Consider the following 17232-nt stretch of genomic DNA (forward strand, 5'->3'; position numbering starts at 1 on the left):
ACTCATCGTAGCCGTGGCGTTATCCTATCCGGTTGGAACCCGGGACACCCTGACACGATCCAATGTCGTGCCGACATTTGCCCTCGACAGCAGAGCCTTCGACAGCAGAGGAGGACCCTCCATGCCCATGCTGACTCAATTGCGCCAGGATCATGCCAATATGGCGCGCCTGTTGCACGTGCTGCAGCTCAAGCAGAAGACGCTCGCCGCTGGCGAGCGGCCCGATTTTCAATTGATCCGCGAAGTCGTGGATTACATTCTCGACTACATGGAGGATTTTACCGTGCCGCTGGAGCGGCTGTGCAGCGAGCAGCTTGCCGCTCAGGTGCCGGAGGTCAGCGAACTCAGCAATCGGCTGAGCGCCGATTACCGGGCGCTGCGTGAGCGGCTGCGGCGGCTATCCCAGGATCTCGACATGATCCTGATGGATGCGGTGCTGCCCATGGATCGCTTTGCCGACGACATGCGCGCCTACCTCGAGGCGCATCGCGCCTATTTGCGCGACGAACGCGAGGCGCTCTTCCCGCTGATCGCCGAGCACTTCGACGACGACGATCTGCGCTATCTGGCCAGCTTGCTGCCCGAAGGCGCCAAAGCGCGCCTCGAATACCTGCAGGCCGCCTACCCCGAGCTGTACGCAGAGCTCAGGGCCACGCCGGAACCGGCGCTGTGATGCGCTCCCACCCTTTGGCTTGCTAGCGAGCCCGCACCGCCGGCAGCTCATCCCAGCGCGTAGTGTAGCGCGATGAGCGTCGGCGGCTGTGCATCTGCCAGTCGGCATCGGGCGCCTGAATGCCCAGCGTCAGCGCCGCACGTCCGAAACGGGCGCGGATGCTGTCCCAGGCGCCCATCAACTGCACCTGAGTGGGGGATTCAGCGGGGGCCAACAGCGAGGCCTGCTGGTGCTGGCGCGGGCTCAGGTCGGTGAGCATCACCCCTAGCTTGTGATAAGCCAGCCCCGCTTCCCAAAGCTCGTCGAGCAGCTGCTGGGCCAACTGGTTGAGGTATAGAGTGTCGGCGCTGGGGGCCGGCAGCGGCGCCCACAGGCTGGCGCGGTGCTGCACCACGTTCTGAAACGGATTGGTGCGCAGGAATACGCCGATGGCGCCGGCCTGGAGGTCGTCGCGACGCAGCTTCTCGCCGGCTCGCTGGCAGTGGTAGCGCAGTGCGGCGGCCAGCGACGCGCGCTGGCGCAGTGCCTGGCGGAACGAGCGTGAGCATAGAATGCTGCGCCGCGGCGTGGCCAGGTCGGTGCCCGCCAGACAGGGCTGCCCGGCGAGTTCCAGGGCCGTGCGCGCCACGACCACGCCGAAGCGGCGCTGCAGCCAGTTGATGGGGGCCGAGCGTAGCGCACCGGCGGTATCGATGCCGTGGTCGAGCAGCCGACACTGCAGGCGTTCGCCGATGCCCCACACCGCACTCAGCGGCAGCGCGGCAAGGGTGGCATGCAGATCACGGTCGTTGCCATGCGCCCAGACGCATACCTGAGGCCGGCCAGCCTGGCGCTTGGCGCGGTGGTTGGCGAGCTTGGCCAGGGTACGCGTCGGGGCGATACCCACCGAGACCGGCAGGCCGACCTCCCGTGCTACTGCCTCGCACAGCCCTGCGCCGAGCGAGCCGAGGTCGCCGGGCAGACCGCGCAGGTCGAGGAAACACTCGTCGATGGAGTAAGGCTCCAGCGCCGGTACCCGCGCCGCCAGCACCTGCTGGATACGCGCCGAGAGGTCGCCGTAGAGGGTGTAGTTGGACGAGCACAGGGTAGTACGGCGGCGCAGCGCTGGGGCGATCTTGTGGGTCGGAATGCCCATCGGGATGCCAAGTGCCTTGAACTCCTCGGATCGTGCGATCACGCAGCCGTCGTTGTTCGACAGTACGCCCACCGCCCGGCCCTCCAGGTGTGGCGCGAACAGCCGTTCGCAGCTGACGTAGAAATTGTTGGCATCGACCAGTGCGTACACGGCGTGCTCCCGGGTCAGGCATTCAACGGCGGTGCCTGACGGCAGCCGTGTATCACGTAGTGCACCACGCCCCACAGACGGCAGTCGCTTTCGCCGTCGAGGGGCAGGCGCGCCCGGTGGGGGGTGGGTGGGCATAGCCAGCGGCGCTGGTGCCGGCCGTCGAGCCGGCGTAGGCAGAGTTCGCCATCGATGACGGCCACCACCCAGTCGCCGCGCTGCGGCGCCAGCGCACGGTCGACCACCAGCAGGTCGCCGTGCTGGAAGCCGGCGTCAGCCTGGGCATCGCCGTCTACACGCATGAAGAAGGTCGACGCTGGTCGCGGCACCAGCTGGCGGTGCAGGTCCAGCGGCGTGTCCAGATAGTCGTCGGCGGGGGAGGGGAAGCCGCTTGCCCCGCGGCGCTGCAGGGTAGGATGCGACTTGCGTGCGGCGCACTGCGGAACGTGGGTCAAACGCATGCGTGGCTCCGGGTGAAAAGACATGCTGTAAAAATAACCAGTATTTGTGTCTTGGGCAAGGGCCGTCGCGATGGTCGAGTCGCGGCCGGCGGCAGGGTAGAATGCTCGGCATCGATCACACCGCGCGGGGCGCTATGGACCGGCTACAGGCAATGCAGATCTTTCGTGCCGTCGTCGAAGCGGGCAGCTTCGCCGGTGGGGCGCGCAAGCTGGGGCTGTCCAACGCCATGGTCAGCAAGCAGATCTCGCGCCTGGAAGCGCTGCTCGGAGTGCGGTTGCTGATGCGTACTACCCGACGCTTGCAGCTGACCACCGAGGGCGAGCGCTATCTGCAGGGGGCCGCACGACTGCTGGATGAGCTGGGTGAGCTGGAGGCGGCGCTGGGCGAGCAGCGCGGCGAGGTGCGCGGGCGACTGCGACTATCAGCGCCGCTGGATTTCGGCGTACGTGAGCTGATGCCGGCGCTGCAGGCCTTCGAGCAGGCCCACCCTGGGATAGAGCTCGAGGTGGTGCTGGAGGATCGTCGTGTCGACCCACTGGCCGAGGATTTTGACCTGACGGTGCGTATTGGCGCGCTCGAGGATTCCAGTCTGATCGCCCGGCCGCTGATGGAGATGCCGATCCATCTTTACGGGGCGCCGAGCTACTTCGAACGCCATGGCGTGCCGCAGCATCCCCGCGACCTTGCTAGCCATCGCTGCCTGCATTACAGCCTGCAGCGTGGTGGCCCGGGTTGGACCTTCTGGGTGGACGGCCACCCGGAGCGGGTGCGCTACCGGCCGGTGCTGACCTGCAACAACGGCCGCGCCCTGGTCGAAGCCGCAGCCCGTGGCATGGGCCTGGCCATGAAGCCGGCCTTTCTGGGGGAGCCGGAGGTGCGCCGCGGGCGTCTGGTGCGGGTGCTCGACGCCTTCGCCCCTCCGCCCCTGGAGGTGTACCTGCTGTACGCCGAGCGTGAGCTGATGCCGGCGCGGCTACGGGTGTTGATCGACGCCCTGCTGGCGCATTTTCAAGGGCGGCAGGCATGAGCGGGCCGATACTGGTATTCGATTCCGGGGTTGGCGGATTGTCGGTGGCGGCGGCGATACGGCAGCGCCTGCCCCAGGCCTCGCTGGCCTATGTCTGCGATAACGCCATGCTGCCCTACGGGACCAAGCGGGATGCCTGGCTGGTGGCGCGTTGCGTGACGGTGTGTGAAGCCGCGGTAGCGGCCAGCGGCGCCTGTGCGCTGGTGGTGGCCTGCAATACCGCCAGCACCCTGGCACTCGAAGCGCTACGTGCCCGGCTGCAGATCCCGGTCGTGGGCACGGTGCCGGCGATCAAGCCCGCTGCGGCGTTGTCGCGCAGCGGCCACCTGGCGCTGCTGGCCACCTCGGCCACGGTCAACCGGCCTTATACGCGGCGTTTGATCGAGACCTTTGCCGGCCACTGCCAGGTACAGCGCCTGGCTGCCGATCCGCTGGTGGCCCAGGCCGAGCACTGGCTGGCGGGGGCGGCGCTCGACCCGAGCATCATCGACGCGTGCCTGGCACCGCTGTGGCAGGATCCCGAGCTCGACACCGTGGTGCTTGGCTGCACCCACTTTCCGCTGCTGGGCGAGGCACTAGCCGCCGCGGCACCCCGCCCGGTGACCTGGGTCGACTCCGGCGACGCCATTGCCCGCCGGGTCGCCCAGGTGGTGTCGCCGTTACCGGCGATGGCGGGACCGCAGACGGCCTGGCTGACTCGTGCGGCCCCGCTGCTGGCGCCGGCACTGGCGCGCTTTGGCTTTGCCCATGCGCGTTACCTGGCGCTGGATGATTCCGCCGATATTGCCTCGCTCACCTCACCGGCGCCGTGAGGCGCCGCGGACTACTTTTTCCTATCGTCAAGGAGGCCCCGTGGCCGTACCCGTCGTCGACCCCCCGCGCTATGCCGAGCAGCTCGAGGCCAAGCGTCAGCGTATCTGCGCCCAGTTCGCACGCTTCGAGCCACCAACGCTGGAGGTGTTTGCCTCGCCGCCGAGCCACTACCGCATGCGCTGCGAATTTCGCCTGTGGCACGAGGGCGACGACCTGTTCTATGCGATGTTCGAGGTCGACCCCGACGATCCCAAGCAGAAAACGGTGGTTCGCCTCGACCAGTATCCGGTGGCCAGCCAGCGCATCAATGCGCTGATGCCAGCGCTGATCGAGGCGCTGCGCGACAACACCCTGCTGCGACGAAAGCTGTTTCAGGTCGAGTTCCTGACCACCCTGAGCGGCGAAGCGCTGGTCACGCTGATCTATCACAAGCCGTTGGACGAGGCCTGGGAGCTTGAAGCGCGGGCGCTGCAGGATGCCCTGGGTATTGCCATCATCGGCCGTTCGCGCAAGCAGCGGCGGGTACTCGAGCGCGATCATGTCTGGGAGCGGCTCGACGTCGAGGGGCGTACGTTTGCCTACCAACAGGTCGAGAATAGCTTTACCCAGCCCAATGCCGAGATCTGTCGCGCCATGCTCGGCTGGGCGCGGGACGTGACGCGTGGCAGTCAGGAAGCCGACCTGGTCGAACTCTACTGCGGCAACGGCAATTTCACTGTGGCACTGGCCGAGAACTTTCGTCGCGTGCTGGCCACCGAGATCTCGCGCACCTCGGTGGCCAGTGCCAGAGAGAACCTGACAGCCAACGGTATCGACAACGTTCAGGTGGGGCGCATGTCCGCCGAGGAGTTTGCTGCCGCACTCAAGGGCGAGAAAGGTGGCCGCCGAGTGGCCGAGATGGCGCTTGACGACTACGATTTTTCTACTGTGCTGGTAGATCCGCCCCGGGCCGGGCTGGATGACGCCAGCTGTGCGCAACTCAGCGGCTATTCGCGCATCGTCTATATTTCATGTAACCCTGATACATTGGCGGCCAATCTCGAGCGACTCTGCAAAAGCCATCGCGTCACGCGCTTTGCGCTGTTCGATCAGTTTCCCTGGACCCATCACTGCGAGTGCGGGGTGCTGTTAGAGAGACGCTAGGGAAGTCAAGCATTGATGCACAACCGACATACTGCATGACAAGGATGGCAAGTCGGTGGGGCGTGAGCCGCGTCGAGAGTAGAGTGGCGCCACGCGCGACCATGTGGGTCGTGCACTGGACGATTTTGCCGGTCGCGCTGCGGCCGGCTCAGGCCGAGGTGATGGATGCAACACGTTGCGATCGATGGCAAGCAGGAGTTCCTGGCTCAGCTTCAGGAGCAGTTGGTCAAGCGGCTGCCGGACGACAAGGTCAAGGCGATCACCGCCTTCGCCGATGCGTTCTACGCCAGCGCTTCGCTCGAGGATATGGCCGGGCGGCGCCCCGAGGATGTCTATGGTGCGACGCTGTCGACCTGGCACTTCATTCAGAGTCACGACCTGAGCAAGCCCAAGGTGCGGGTCTATAACCCCGACTTTGCCGAACATGGCTGGCAGTCGACTCACACCCAGGTCGAGGTGCTGCATGCCGACATGCCGTTCCTGGTTGACTCGGTGCGCATCGAGCTCAATCGCCGTGGCATTACCGTGCACGCCATTCACAACGCAGTGCTGGCCATGCAGCGCGATGCACAGCATCGCTTGACCAAGGTTACCCGGCCCAAGGACAAGGACGCTCCTGCTGAGCGTGAGTCGCTGATGGTGATCGAAGTCGATCGCCACTCGGACCCCAAGCTGCTCGCGGAGATCGAAGCCAGCCTGCATGAGGTGCTGCTCGATGTGCGCACTGCGGTGGCCGATTTTGCCCCGATGCGCGAGCAGGTGACGGCCGCCCTCAAGGAGCTCAAGGCCAAGCGTCCCAAGCAGGTCGACGCCGACGACCACAAGGAGGCGATGGCCTTCCTCGAGTGGTTGCTCGACAACAACTTCACCTTCCTCGGCTACGACGAGTACGAGGTGGTGGACGTCGACGGCCACGATGAGCTCCAACTGGTCGAGGGCAGCGAGCTTGGGGTGTTCCGTCTCGACCAGCCGCGCTACCGCGAGCGTATCCGCAATGACCAGGGCGTCGACGGCGACCACTACGTGCTGATTCCCGAGCTGCTGTCGTTCGCTAAGAGCGCCCATCACGCCCGCGTACATCGCCCGGCCTATCCGGACTACATCTCCATCGACCGCTATGACGCCAAGGGCAAGGTGATCGGCGAGCGGCGCTTCCTGGGGCTGTATGCCGCCACGATCTACAACGAGTCACCGCACAACGTGCCGGTGCTGCGCAAGAAGCTCAAGGCGGTGATGGAGTCCACGGGCGTCAATCCCGAAGGACACGATGGCAAGCAGCTGATGCAGATCCTCGAGGTCTACCCGCGCGACGATCTGTTCCAGATCACCAGCGAGGAGCTGACTCGTACGGCGCTGGGTATTCTCAATATTCGCGAGCGTCGTCGGGTACGGCTGTTCGTGCGTGAAGACCGGTTCGGCAAGTTCTACTCCTGCCTGGTGTTCGTGCCACGGGACGTGTTTTCCACCGACCTGCGCGTACGCATCCAGAATCTGCTTTGCGATGAGCTCGATGCCACTTTCGGCGACTTCAACACCTATCTCTCCGAGTCGGTGCTGGCACGCATCCAGCTGATCCTGCGCTTCAACGGTGAGGCTCCGGCCGACTACGATCTCAAGCGTATCGAGAACAAGGTCATCGGGCTGGCGCGCAGCTGGCGCGACGACCTGCACGAAGCAATGGTCGAGGGCTTCGGCGAGGAGCAGGCCAATCGCCTGATGGACGTCTACCGTGACGCCTTCCCGGCGGCCTATCGGGAAGACTTCAGCGCTCGCACCGCGGTCTACGATATCCACCACGTCAACGATCTGGACGCCGGTGCGCAGCTGTCGCTGTCGCTTTACCGGCTGGTCGAGGAGGAGGGCGACGGGGTCAACCTCAAGCTGTTCCATCGCGATCGGCCGATTCCGCTGTCCGACGTCCTGCCGGTGATGGAAAACCTCGGGCTGCGGGTGATCGGCGAGCGCCCCTACGAGATCACTCGTAGCGATGGCGCCTGCTGGATTCACGACTTCGATCTCGAGCACCACACCAATGAGGTCGTCAACCTGCAGGAGATGCGCGAGCCGTTCATCGATGCCTTCAAGCGCATCTGGAACGGCGAGGCCGAGAACGATGCCTTCAACCGGCTGGTGATCGGTGCCAACCTCAGCTGGCGCGAAGTGGCCATGCTGCGCGCCTACGCACGCTACCTCAAGCAGATCCGCTTCGGACTCTCACAGCTCTACATCGCCACTACCCTGACCAAGCATCCCGAGATCACCCGCGAGCTGGTATCTCTGTTCGAGCTGCGCTTCGACCCCGAGCAGGGCGATCGCGACAGCGAAGTCGAGGCCTGCCTTATGCGCCTGCAGCAGAGTCTCGACGGGGTGGCCAGTCTCAACGATGACCTGCTGCTGCGCCGCTATATCGAGCTGATCCAGGCCACCCTGCGCACCAATTATTACCAGCCCGGCGGCGACGGTGTACTCAAGGACTACATCGCTTTCAAGCTCGATCCGACGCGTGTGCCCGACATGCCCAAGCCGCGTCCGGCGTTCGAGATCTTCGTCTACTCGCCGCGGGTCGAGGGCGTTCACCTGCGCGGCGGCAAGGTGGCTCGTGGCGGACTGCGCTGGTCGGATCGCCGCGAGGACTTCCGCACCGAGGTGCTGGGGCTGGTCAAGGCCCAGCAGGTCAAGAACGCGGTGATCGTGCCGGTAGGGGCCAAGGGTGGCTTCGTCTGCAAGCGTCTGCCCGAGGATGGCGATCGCGATGCGCTGCAGCGCGAGGGCATCGCCTGCTACCAGATATTCATTCGTGCGCTACTCGACGTCACCGACAACCTGGTGGCCGGCGAGGTAGTACCGCCCCAGGCGGTGGTGCGCCACGACGACGACGACCCCTACCTGGTGGTGGCTGCCGACAAGGGCACCGCGACCTTCTCCGACATCGCTAACGAGATCTCCCTCGAGTACGGCCACTGGCTGGGCGACGCCTTCGCCTCCGGCGGCGCCAACGGCTACGACCACAAGAAAATGGGGATTACCGCCAAGGGCGCCTGGGAGTCGGTCAAGCGCCACTTCCGCGAGTTCGGCGTCAATACCCAGGCCGACGAGTTCAGCGTGGTAGGTATCGGTGACATGGCCGGCGACGTGTTTGGCAACGGCATGTTGCTGTCGGACAAGATTCGCTTGCTGGGTGCCTTCAACCACCTGCATATCTTCGTCGACCCGACGCCGGACGCGGCCAAGTCATTCGCCGAGCGCAAGCGGCTGTTCGCCCTGCCGCGTTCGAGCTGGGAGGACTACGACACCAGCTTGATCTCCAAGGGGGGCGGAGTCTTCTCGCGCAACGCCAAGTCGATCACGATCAGCCCGGAGATGCAGACGGCCTTCGGCATCGACGCCGCTAAGCTAGCCCCCAATGACCTGATCCGCGCCATGCTCAAGTCGTCCGTGGATCTGATCTGGAACGGTGGCATCGGCACCTATGTGAAGGCGGCCAGTGAGAGCGACGCCGAGGTCGGCGACAAGGCCAACGATGCGCTGCGTATCAATGGCCGCGAGCTCAACTGCCGGGTGGTCGGCGAGGGCGGCAATCTCGGCCTCACCCAGCGTGGCCGCATGGAGGCCGCGGCCCGCGGCGTGCTGGTCAACACCGACTTCATCGACAACGCCGGCGGGGTCAACTGCTCCGACCATGAGGTCAATATCAAGATCCTGCTCGACGACATCGTCAAGCGTGGCGACATGACCGACAAGCAGCGCAATCAGCTGCTGGCCGAGATGACCGAAGACGTGTCGCGTCTGGTGCTGCTCGACAACTACCGCCAGACCCAGGCGCTGTCGCTGTCGGAGGTGCTTTCCAAGGAGGGCATGGGGCCCTATCGGCGTTTCATCAACGAGCTCGAGGCCAGCGGCCATCTCGATCGCGAGTTGGAGTTCCTGCCCGACGACGAGACGCTGATCGAGCGCGCAGGCGCCGGCGAGGGCCTGACCCTGCCCGAACTGTCGGTATTGATCTCCTACTCCAAAAGCGTGCTCAAGGGTGACCTGATCGACTCCGAGGTGCCCGATGACCCCTATATCCAGCAGCATCTGGAGCGCATCTTCCCGCAGGTGCTGGTGGAGCGCTTCAGGACCGAGATGTACGACCACAAGCTCAAGCGCGAGATCGTCGCCACCCAGATCGCCAACGATCTGGTCGATCACATGGGCATCGTGTTCGTGCGGCGGCTGATGGACACCACCGGCGCCGGGCGCGCCGACATCGCCCGCGCCTACATCGTGGCCCGCGACAGCTTCAGCCTCAACGGCGTATGGCACAAGATCGAGGCGCTCGACAACAAGATCGACAGCCGCGTTCAGTACCGCATGATGCTCGACCTGATGCGGCTGCTGCGTCGCGCCACCCGCTGGTTCCTGCGTCAGCGCAGCGGCATGACCACCAAGGACTGCATCGAGCACTTCGCCCCACGGCTGGCGCAGCTGCAGGAGAGCCTCGGCAAGCGCCTGCGCGGCGACGAGCGTGAGGCCTGGGACGCACGCCGTGACGAGCTCAAGGCGGCCGGCGTGCCGGACGCCCTGGCCAGCAGCGTGGCCTCGACCCAAAGCCTCTACGCTGGGCTCGGGATCATCGAGGCCGCCAAGCAGACCGACGAGAAGATCCAGCGTGTGGCTGAGGTCTTCTATGAGGTTGGCCACCGTCTCGAGCTGCCGTGGATGATCGACCAGATCAATGCCCTGGAAGTGCGCGACAGCTGGCAGGCCCAGGCGCGAGAAACCTTCCGCGACGATCTCGACCGCCAACAGCTGGCGCTGACGGTGGGGGTGATCAAGCTCGAAAGCGGCGCCCGGGACGTCGAGCAGCGCGTGGCCCAGTGGCTCGACCGCCATGAGTCGCTGTTCCAGCGCTGGTGCAGCCTGCTCGCCGAGGTGCGCTCCGGCAGCCAGGGCGGTTTCCCGCTGTTCGCCGTGGCGATTCGCGAACTGGTCGACCTCGCCGAGAGCAGCGGCGAGGGCTGACGCCAGCACGCGGTGACCCGCGAACCCCTGCCTCTCGGCGGGGGTTCGTCGTTTCTGGAGCGGTTGGGCTATAATCGCCGCCCGTCGCCCATTCGCCCCGAGGAATCTCATGTATTCGCTTGCCCGCTCGCTGCTGTTCCGACTCGATCCGGAAGCCGCCCATGGCGTGACCCTCAAAGGGCTCGATCTGGCCAACCGCCTGGGCCTGGCACGCTATGTCGGCGGTGCCCGGGTAGCGGATCCGGTGGAGCTGATGGGGCTGCGTTTCCCCAATCGAGTCGGCCTGGCCGCCGGGCTCGACAAGAACGCCGACCACCTCGATGCGCTGGGCGCACTCGGTTTCGGGTTCGTCGAAGTTGGCACCGTGACGCCCAAGCCCCAGGACGGTAACCCCAAACCGCGACTGTTTCGCCTGCCCGAGGCCGGCGCCATCATCAACCGCATGGGGTTCAACAATGCCGGCGTCGACCACCTGGTGGCGAAGGTCAAGGCCAGCCGCTACCCGGGGGTGATTGGCATCAACATCGGCAAGAATCTCACCACACCGGTGGAGCAAGCGGTGGACGACTATCTGACTTGCCTGCGCAAGGTACACGCCCACGCCCACTACATCGCCGTCAATATCTCGTCGCCCAATACTCCCGGGCTACGCAACCTGCAGTTCGGCGAGCACCTCGATGCCCTGTTGGGCCGGCTGCGCGAGGAGGCGACGCAACTGGACCAACGAAGCGGTAGACGCGTCCCGCTGGCGGTAAAGATCGCCCCGGACATGAGCAGCGAGGAAGTCGGACTGGTGGCCGCTTCGCTGACCCGCAGTGAAATCGACGCAGTGATTGCCACCAATACCACGGTGGCCCGCGAGGCGGTCTCGGGGCTGCCACACGGCGAGGAGCAGGGCGGGCTGTCGGGCAAGCCGGTATTCGAGGCCTCCAACCGGGTGATCGGTGAACTGCGCCGCGAGCTGCCGAGCATGCCAATTATCGGTGTCGGGGGCATCGACAGCGGCGAGGCGGCCAGCGCCAAGGTCGAGGCCGGTGCCGACCTGGTGCAGCTTTACTCGGGCTTCATCTACCGCGGGCCGGTGCTGGTCGGCGAGTGCGCACGGGCATTGCGCGATGCGGGGCACTCGGAGGGGTAGCTGGCAGGTAGGCAACAGAAAGGCCCGCTGGTGAGGCGGGCCTTGAAAGATTCATCGCATGCGTAGGGCATTAGACGATGAAAACAGTGGTGTCATATCACCATGGGGTTCTTGTGAATGCCGGAGACACCTGTCATACCGGACCATTGATCCCCACGACCTTCACGCCAACCGCTCATCCAGTATTCGCGAAGATTTACATCCTGACTGGGACAGTCATCACGGGAGCGGCCGGTAATGCCCGCTTTGTACCCGTGAACATAGGCACGCTGGAAGCGATCACGTTTCTGTCGTTTCATCGGATGGCCTCTTGTGAAGAACCAGGTTTTTTCGGGACAAATGTTGACGGTGCGGTGGGTCGAGCCGACCCGCCACACGCCATTGCCAATGGCGTCCATGGACAAGAAACGCATGCGTTTTCAGTAGCTACCCTTTTACATCTAGTTCATGATGCGGGGCTTTGTCGAGCGGCGATTTGGCATAAGGCCATTATCAAATCGACACTACAGGAATATGACCAACAGCAGGGCTGTGGCACTTTTTTATGACTGATACACAACCGACTGATAATCATCGTCTTTTCGTGACATGTCCGTGGGGTATCGAGGGACTGTTGGCGGATGAGCTCAGCGCATTGGGTGCGCAAATCGACAAGACGACGGTGGCCGGCGTGCATGTCAGCGGCTCCCTCGAGGTGGCCTATCGGCTCTGCCTGTGGTCGCGACTGGCCAATCGGGTGGTGCTGTGCCTGGCCCGAGAGGAGGGCATCGAGCAGCCCGAGCAGCTGAAGGCCTGCACCGCGGCACTGCCTTGGGCGCAGCATTGGCGGCCGGGTACGACCCTGGCGGTGGATTTTCACGGCCAGTCGGCGCATATCCGGCATACCCGCTTCGGCGCCCAGACGGTCAAGGATGGCGTGGTCGAGGCGCTGCTTGCCGCCGGGCAGGGTCGCCCGGACATCGACCCCAAGGCGCCGGATCTGCGGCTCTATGCTCACCTGCACCGCGGCCGTTTGACGCTGGGCATCGACCTGGCCGGCGATAGCCTGCACAAGCGCGGCTACCGTCGTGAGCTGGGGCATGCACCGCTCAAGGAGAACCTCGCCGCGGCGCTACTGATGCGCGTCGGTTGGCCGGCAAAGGCCAAGGCCGGCGAGGCGCTGGTCGATCCGCTGTGCGGCTCGGGCACCCTGGTCGTCGAGGCGGCGCTGATCGCCGCCGATGTGGCGCCGGGGCTGGCACGGGTGCGCTTTGGTTTTCACGGCTGGGCCGGCCACGACGCGGCGCTGTGGGCCGAACTCAAACGCGAGGCCGAGGCCCGCGCCAGCATCGGTCGCAAACGCTGCAAGAGTACGCTGTTCGGCTTCGACCAGAGCCCACAGGCCATCGCTGCGGCTAAGGCCAATGCCATGCGTGCCGGGATTCCGGCACTGATCACCTTCAGCGGTGGTTCGGTCAACCAGTTGAAGCGCCCTGCAACGTTGCCTGCCGAGACCCCGGGGTTGATCATCACCAACCCGCCCTACGGCGAGCGCATCGGCGAGCTGCCCGAGCTGGTGCCGCTGTATGCCGCCATCGGCGAGCGCAGCCGCCATGCCTTCCCGGGCTGGACCCTGGCGCTGTTCACCGGCAATCCGGACCTCGGCCACCGTACCGGGCTGCGCGCCGTCAAGCAGTACGCCTTCAAGAACGGCCCGCTGGACTGCAAGCTGCTGCTGATGCCGCTGCCGGAAGCCGATGGCCAGGCGCCACAAGCAGACGCTCAAGCACAAGAGATCGCCCACCGCGAGGCCGGCAGCGCGCCACGGCGCAGCGAGGGCGCGCAGATGTTCGCCAATCGCCTGGAGAAGAATCGCAAGCGCTTGAAGAAGTGGCTCAAGCAGCGTGGAGAGCCCTGCTACCGGCTCTACGACGCCGATATGCCGGAGTATGCCCTGGCCATCGACCTCTATGGCGAGCGGGTGCACGTGCAGGAGTATGCGCCGCCCAAGTCGGTCAATGCCGCCCAGGCCCAGCGCCTTTTGCACGACGCCCTGCAGGTGATTCCCGACGTGCTCGGAGTGCGCCCCGAGCACGTCTACGTCAAGCAGCGCGAGCGCCAGAGCGGGCGCGCCCAGTACCAGAAGCAGGCGGCCAGCGGCGAGCGCTTCGAGGTGCGCGAGGGGCGCGCGCGGCTATGGGTCAACCTGCGCGATTACCTGGATACCGGACTGTTTCTTGACCACCGCCCGGTGCGGCGGCTGCTCGCCGAGCTGGCTCCCGGCACGCGCTTTCTGAACCTGTTCTGCTATACCGCCACGGCGACCGTTCACGCTGCCCTGGGCAGCGAGCAGCAGGGCGGCGCCAGCGACAGCGTCAGCGTCGATCTGTCGAATACCTACCTGGAATGGGCGCGGGACAACTTCGCCCTCAACCGCCTCGATCCTAGCCGCCACCGGGTGGTGCGCGACGACTGCCTGCGCTGGCTGGAGACCGCCGGCAGCGAGTTCGATCTGATCTTCATGGACCCGCCGACCTTCTCCAACTCCAAGAAAATGGCCGCGACCCTGGATATCCAGCGCGACCACGGCCGCCTGGTACGCTTGGCCATGGCGCGGCTGGCGCCGGGGGGCACGCTGGTGTTCTCCAACAACCAGCGCAAGTTCGTCCTCGATGCCGACCTCGCTGCGCAATATGCGGTAGACGATATCTCCGCCAAGACCTTCGATCCGGACTTCGCGCGCCGCCCGGATATTCACCACGTCTTCTTGATCCGCCATCGGGAGGCCGCATGATCCGGCTGCGACTCTACACCACCCTGGGCTGCCACCTGTGCAGCCAGCTCGAGGCGCTACTCAACGAGCTGAGTAGCGGGTCGGTGACGTTGGAGCATATTGAAATCAGCGAGGACGATGCGCTGATGGCGCGCTACGGCGTGCGGATTCCGGTACTCGCCGATGAAGCGGGTAAGGAGCTCGATCGCGGCTTCGACCCGGCACGGCTGGCTGCCTGGCTGGACGCTCGCGGCTGGCTGGACGTTGGCGCCTGGAAGGCCCTGCAGCGGCGCCTGGACGGCGAGCCACCGGCCGCTGAAGTGAAAGGCGCCGTGATGCGCGGTGGGCGACGCTATCTGGGTTAGGCCCTCCGTGAAGCGCTGGGCATTTACAGCGCCTCCAGCAGCGACAGCTGACGCACGGCGTCGCGCCCCTCGGGGGTGTCGTCCTGTACCTCTAGCACCTTGCAAAAGCCGCGCGAGGCCTGGATATGGCCGATGTCCTCGAGCCACATCACTGCCTGCGTATAGTCATCGGCCAACTGGTGCTTGAGCCCGCCGAACTGGGTGCCGATCTGCCCCCAGGCGCGGCTGAAGATCCAGTCGCCGAACATGTCCTGATGGATATGCACCAGCACATAGTCATGCTCACTCTCCCAACGGACGATCATCGAGGCTCCTGCAGGTGGTTGACGAGCGTGGGTGGGCGCTCGGTGGTGATGAGCATGCTATTGTAACGGCGCCATCGTCATCGCCATAGCGCTGTGGCGGTACGTTAATCGGTCAAGTGAGAGGCCCGCATGCGCGTCATCGTTGATGCCAATATTCCCGCCGCCGAGCGCTGCTTCGGAGAGCTTGGCGAAGTCGTTGCGGTGCCCGGCCGCGAGATCGACGGCGCGTCGCTGGCCGGCGCCGAGGCATTGATCGTGCGCTCCATCACGCGGGTCGATGCGGCACTGCTCGAGGCCGCCGAACGGGCCGGGGCGCGGCTGCGTTTCGTCGGTACCTGTACCATCGGTACCGATCATATCGATCAAGCCGCCCTGTCCGAGCGCGGGGTCGACTTTTCCAGTGCCCCGGGCTGTAACGCCGAAGCGGTGGTCGACTACGTCGTGTCGAGTCTCGCGCTGCTTGCCGAGCGCGAGGGGACGTCCATCGACCAGCGTCGGGTCGGGATCGTCGGTGCCGGCAACGTCGGCGAACGGCTCTATCGGCGGCTGATGGCGCTGGGGCTCGACTGCCGGCGCTGTGATCCGCCGCGCGCCGAGGCCGAGCCGGGCGAGCGCTTCTACGGGCTGGACGAGCTCTGCCAGTGGGCCGACGTGCTCTGCCTGCATACTCCATTGGTGTGTGGCGGCCCGCATGCCACCCATCACCTGCTGGATGCCGAGCGCATAGATGCGCTGGCGCCGGGGACCTGGCTGCTCAATGCCGGCCGCGGCGACTGTCTGGATGGCACTGCGCTGCGGCAGCGGCTGGCCATGTCGGGCGACCTGCGTTGCGTGCTCGACGTCTGGGAAGGGGAGCCGGCCATTGATGAGGGGCTGCGGCGGCTTGTGGATATCGCCACGCCGCATATCGCAGGGTACAGCCTCGATGGCAAGCTGCGCGGCACCCAGCAGATCTATGCCGCGGCAATGCGCTGTTTTGAGCTGCCAGTGAGGCTGAGCTTGGACGACCTGGCGCCACCGCCCCCGCTGTCACGCCTGGAGCTGGGCAGGGGGTTGCCGCCCTGGGACGCGCTGCGGCTGTGCATGCGCGCCGTCTATGATGTGCGCCGCGACCATGATGGCCTTGCGCGCATGGCGATTGAGCAGGGCATGGCGCGTGGTTTCGATGCCTGGCGAGCCGACTATCCGCTGCGCCGTGAATTCTCCACTCTGGAGGTGGCAATGGGAATGGACGGTCGGTCGCTGGCGCCGCTGCTCGTGGCGGCGGGCTTTCGGGTCAACTAGGGCGCACGGTCGCCACGACGCAGACGGGCTCACCCTGAGGTGAGCCCGTCTGCGTGTCAGCAAGGCCAGATGACAGGCGACTTACTGCCTGTAGGCCGCCTCCTTGAGGGCGCGGATACGGTCATCCAACGGCGGGTGGCTGGCAAACATGCGCTCCATCAGTGACTTGGTCTGGCCCTTGGTGATGGCCATGGCGCGCAGCGTGTCCGGCATCTGGTCGGGAAGCTCGGTCTCGGCCTTGAGGCGGGCCAGGGCGTTGATCATCGCACCGGAGCCGGCCAGTTGGGCGCCGGCGGCGTCGGCGCGGTATTCGCGGAAGCGTGAGAACCAGGCGACGATCGCCGAGGCGACGATGCCGAACACGATCTCGGCCACGATCACCACCGCAAAGTAGCCCATGAAGCCCAGTCCGGCACCGTCGGTGCGGCTCTTCAGGAAGCTGTCCACCAGGTGGGCGACGACGCGCGCGAAGAACATCACGAAGGTGTTCACTACCCCCTGGATCAGCGCCAGGGTGACCATGTCGCCGTTGGCCACGTGGCCGATCTCGTGGGCCAGCACCGCGCGCACTTCCTCCGGACGCATGCGGTTGAGCAGGCCGGCGGAAACCGCCACCAGGGCGTCGTTCCTGTTCCAGCCGGTGGCGAAGGCATTGGACTGCTGGGCCGGGAAGATGCCGACTTCCGGCGTCTTGATGCCCGCCTCCCGGGACAGCTCGGCGACGGTGTCGAGTAGCCACTTCTCGGTGCTGTTCGACGGCTGCTCGATGACCACCGTGCCGGTGCTGCGCTTGGCCATCCACTTGGAGATGAACAGCGAGATCATCGAGCCGGCCATGCCGAAGATGAAGCAGAAGATCAGCAGCGAGTTCATGTTCAGGCCTTGGGCGTTGAGGTAGGGCTCAACCCCGAGCAGCCTGAGGGTGATGCTGGCGACCAGGATCACACCTAGGTTGGTGGCCAGGAAAAGCAGGATTCTCATCAT

14 protein-coding genes are annotated in these 17232 nt (G+C 65.4%); 9 read left to right on the forward strand and 5 right to left on the reverse strand.

The window, feature by feature from the left end:
* Positions 1 to 127 precede the first annotated feature (127 nt).
* The gene (locus tag BLT16_RS06555) at positions 128 to 673 is read left to right on the forward strand and encodes a hemerythrin domain-containing protein (protein WP_089657846.1); all 546 of its coding nucleotides are present in this window, start codon (positions 128 to 130) and stop codon (positions 671 to 673) included.
* Positions 674 to 695: 22 nt separating this feature from the next.
* On the opposite strand, the gene BLT16_RS06560 is transcribed toward BLT16_RS06555, so the two are convergent.
* Together BLT16_RS06560 and BLT16_RS06565 are read right to left on the reverse strand one after the other, a co-directional pair.
* Complete coding sequence (locus BLT16_RS06560) at positions 696 to 1958, reverse strand: Y-family DNA polymerase (RefSeq protein WP_176817177.1); 1263 nt, start codon at positions 1956 to 1958, stop codon at positions 696 to 698.
* Positions 1959 to 1972: 14 nt separating this feature from the next.
* The gene (locus BLT16_RS06565) at positions 1973 to 2416 is read right to left on the reverse strand and encodes a LexA family protein (RefSeq protein ID WP_089657738.1); all 444 of its coding nucleotides are present in this window, start codon (positions 2414 to 2416) and stop codon (positions 1973 to 1975) included.
* Positions 2417 to 2517: 101 nt separating this feature from the next.
* Between BLT16_RS06565 and BLT16_RS06570 the strand changes: the two genes are divergently transcribed.
* The 5 genes from BLT16_RS06570 to BLT16_RS06590 all read left to right on the forward strand — a co-directional run bounded on the left by BLT16_RS06570 (position 2518) and on the right by BLT16_RS06590 (position 11542).
* Positions 2518 to 3444 carry a LysR family transcriptional regulator gene (locus tag BLT16_RS06570; protein WP_245701515.1) on the forward strand — a complete coding sequence of 309 codons (927 nt, stop codon included), beginning with the start codon at positions 2518 to 2520 and terminating at the stop codon, positions 3442 to 3444.
* On the forward strand, positions 3441 to 4256 hold the full coding sequence (gene murI, locus BLT16_RS06575; RefSeq protein WP_089657739.1) for a glutamate racemase: 816 nt from the start codon (positions 3441 to 3443) through the stop codon (positions 4254 to 4256). Before BLT16_RS06570 ends, murI begins: the two co-directional genes overlap by 4 nt.
* Before the next feature lie 40 nt (positions 4257 to 4296).
* Complete coding sequence (gene trmA, locus BLT16_RS06580) at positions 4297 to 5400, forward strand: tRNA (uridine(54)-C5)-methyltransferase TrmA (RefSeq protein ID WP_089657740.1); 1104 nt, start codon at positions 4297 to 4299, stop codon at positions 5398 to 5400.
* Between the two features lie 165 nt (positions 5401 to 5565).
* A complete protein-coding gene (locus BLT16_RS06585) occupies positions 5566 to 10404 on the forward strand; it encodes an NAD-glutamate dehydrogenase (protein ID WP_089657741.1) in 4839 nt (1612 codons plus the stop codon).
* Positions 10405 to 10513: 109 nt separating this feature from the next.
* The gene (locus tag BLT16_RS06590; protein ID WP_089657742.1) at positions 10514 to 11542 is read left to right on the forward strand and encodes a quinone-dependent dihydroorotate dehydrogenase; all 1029 of its coding nucleotides are present in this window, start codon (positions 10514 to 10516) and stop codon (positions 11540 to 11542) included.
* Between the two features lie 92 nt (positions 11543 to 11634).
* On the opposite strand, the gene rmf is transcribed toward BLT16_RS06590, so the two are convergent.
* Entirely contained in the window at positions 11635 to 11841 is a 207-nt protein-coding gene (gene rmf / locus BLT16_RS06595; RefSeq protein ID WP_089657848.1) for a ribosome modulation factor, read from the reverse strand.
* A 245-nt stretch (positions 11842 to 12086) separates the two neighbouring features.
* Here rmf and rlmKL point away from each other — a divergent pair, with 245 nt between their 5' ends.
* Together rlmKL and BLT16_RS06605 are read left to right on the forward strand one after the other, a co-directional pair.
* Positions 12087 to 14315 (forward strand): bifunctional 23S rRNA (guanine(2069)-N(7))-methyltransferase RlmK/23S rRNA (guanine(2445)-N(2))-methyltransferase RlmL, encoded by a 2229-nt coding sequence (gene rlmKL, locus BLT16_RS06600; protein ID WP_089657743.1) that lies wholly within the window; start codon positions 12087 to 12089, stop codon positions 14313 to 14315.
* Positions 14312 to 14659 carry a glutaredoxin family protein gene (locus BLT16_RS06605; protein WP_089657744.1) on the forward strand — a complete coding sequence of 116 codons (348 nt, stop codon included), beginning with the start codon at positions 14312 to 14314 and terminating at the stop codon, positions 14657 to 14659. Before rlmKL ends, BLT16_RS06605 begins: the two co-directional genes overlap by 4 nt.
* A 23-nt stretch (positions 14660 to 14682) precedes the next feature.
* Here BLT16_RS06605 and BLT16_RS06610 read toward each other — a convergent pair whose 3' ends face one another.
* Entirely contained in the window at positions 14683 to 14964 is a 282-nt protein-coding gene (locus tag BLT16_RS06610) for a hypothetical protein (RefSeq protein ID WP_089657745.1), read from the reverse strand.
* A gap of 129 nt (positions 14965 to 15093) precedes the next feature.
* On the opposite strand from BLT16_RS06610, the gene pdxB reads away from it, so the two are divergent.
* Positions 15094 to 16248, forward strand: a complete 1155-nt coding sequence (gene pdxB, locus BLT16_RS06615; protein ID WP_089657746.1) for a 4-phosphoerythronate dehydrogenase PdxB — start codon at positions 15094 to 15096, stop codon at positions 16246 to 16248.
* 81 nt (positions 16249 to 16329) lie between these two features.
* Here pdxB and htpX read toward each other — a convergent pair whose 3' ends face one another.
* On the reverse strand, positions 16330 to 17232 hold the full coding sequence (htpX, locus tag BLT16_RS06620; protein WP_089657747.1) for a protease HtpX: 903 nt from the start codon (positions 17230 to 17232) through the stop codon (positions 16330 to 16332).

This window comes from Franzmannia pantelleriensis, from assembly GCF_900102875.1.
GTDB lineage: Bacteria > Pseudomonadota > Gammaproteobacteria > Pseudomonadales > Halomonadaceae > Franzmannia > Franzmannia pantelleriensis.

What these genes read in the sequence shown, in the direction of transcription:
- BLT16_RS06555 (WP_089657846.1), top strand. Translation starts at nt 128, where the DNA reads ATGCTGACTCAATTGCGCCAGGATCATGCCAATATGGCGCGCCTGTTG.
- BLT16_RS06565 (WP_089657738.1), bottom strand. Translation starts at nt 2,416, where the DNA reads ATGCGTTTGACCCACGTTCCGCAGTGCGCCGCACGCAAGTCGCATCCT.
- BLT16_RS06570 (WP_245701515.1), top strand. Translation starts at nt 2,518, where the DNA reads ATGCTCGGCATCGATCACACCGCGCGGGGCGCTATGGACCGGCTACAG.
- murI (WP_089657739.1), top strand. Translation starts at nt 3,441, where the DNA reads ATGAGCGGGCCGATACTGGTATTCGATTCCGGGGTTGGCGGATTGTCG.
- BLT16_RS06585 (WP_089657741.1), top strand. Translation starts at nt 5,566, where the DNA reads ATGCAACACGTTGCGATCGATGGCAAGCAGGAGTTCCTGGCTCAGCTT.
- BLT16_RS06590 (WP_089657742.1), top strand. Translation starts at nt 10,514, where the DNA reads ATGTATTCGCTTGCCCGCTCGCTGCTGTTCCGACTCGATCCGGAAGCC.
- rmf (WP_089657848.1), bottom strand. Translation starts at nt 11,841, where the DNA reads ATGAAACGACAGAAACGTGATCGCTTCCAGCGTGCCTATGTTCACGGG.
- rlmKL (WP_089657743.1), top strand. Translation starts at nt 12,087, where the DNA reads ATGACTGATACACAACCGACTGATAATCATCGTCTTTTCGTGACATGT.
- BLT16_RS06605 (WP_089657744.1), top strand. Translation starts at nt 14,312, where the DNA reads ATGATCCGGCTGCGACTCTACACCACCCTGGGCTGCCACCTGTGCAGC.
- BLT16_RS06610 (WP_089657745.1), bottom strand. Translation starts at nt 14,964, where the DNA reads ATGATCGTCCGTTGGGAGAGTGAGCATGACTATGTGCTGGTGCATATC.
- pdxB (WP_089657746.1), top strand. Translation starts at nt 15,094, where the DNA reads ATGCGCGTCATCGTTGATGCCAATATTCCCGCCGCCGAGCGCTGCTTC.
- htpX (WP_089657747.1), bottom strand. Translation starts at nt 17,232, where the DNA reads ATGATGAGAATCCTGCTTTTCCTGGCCACCAACCTAGGTGTGATCCTG.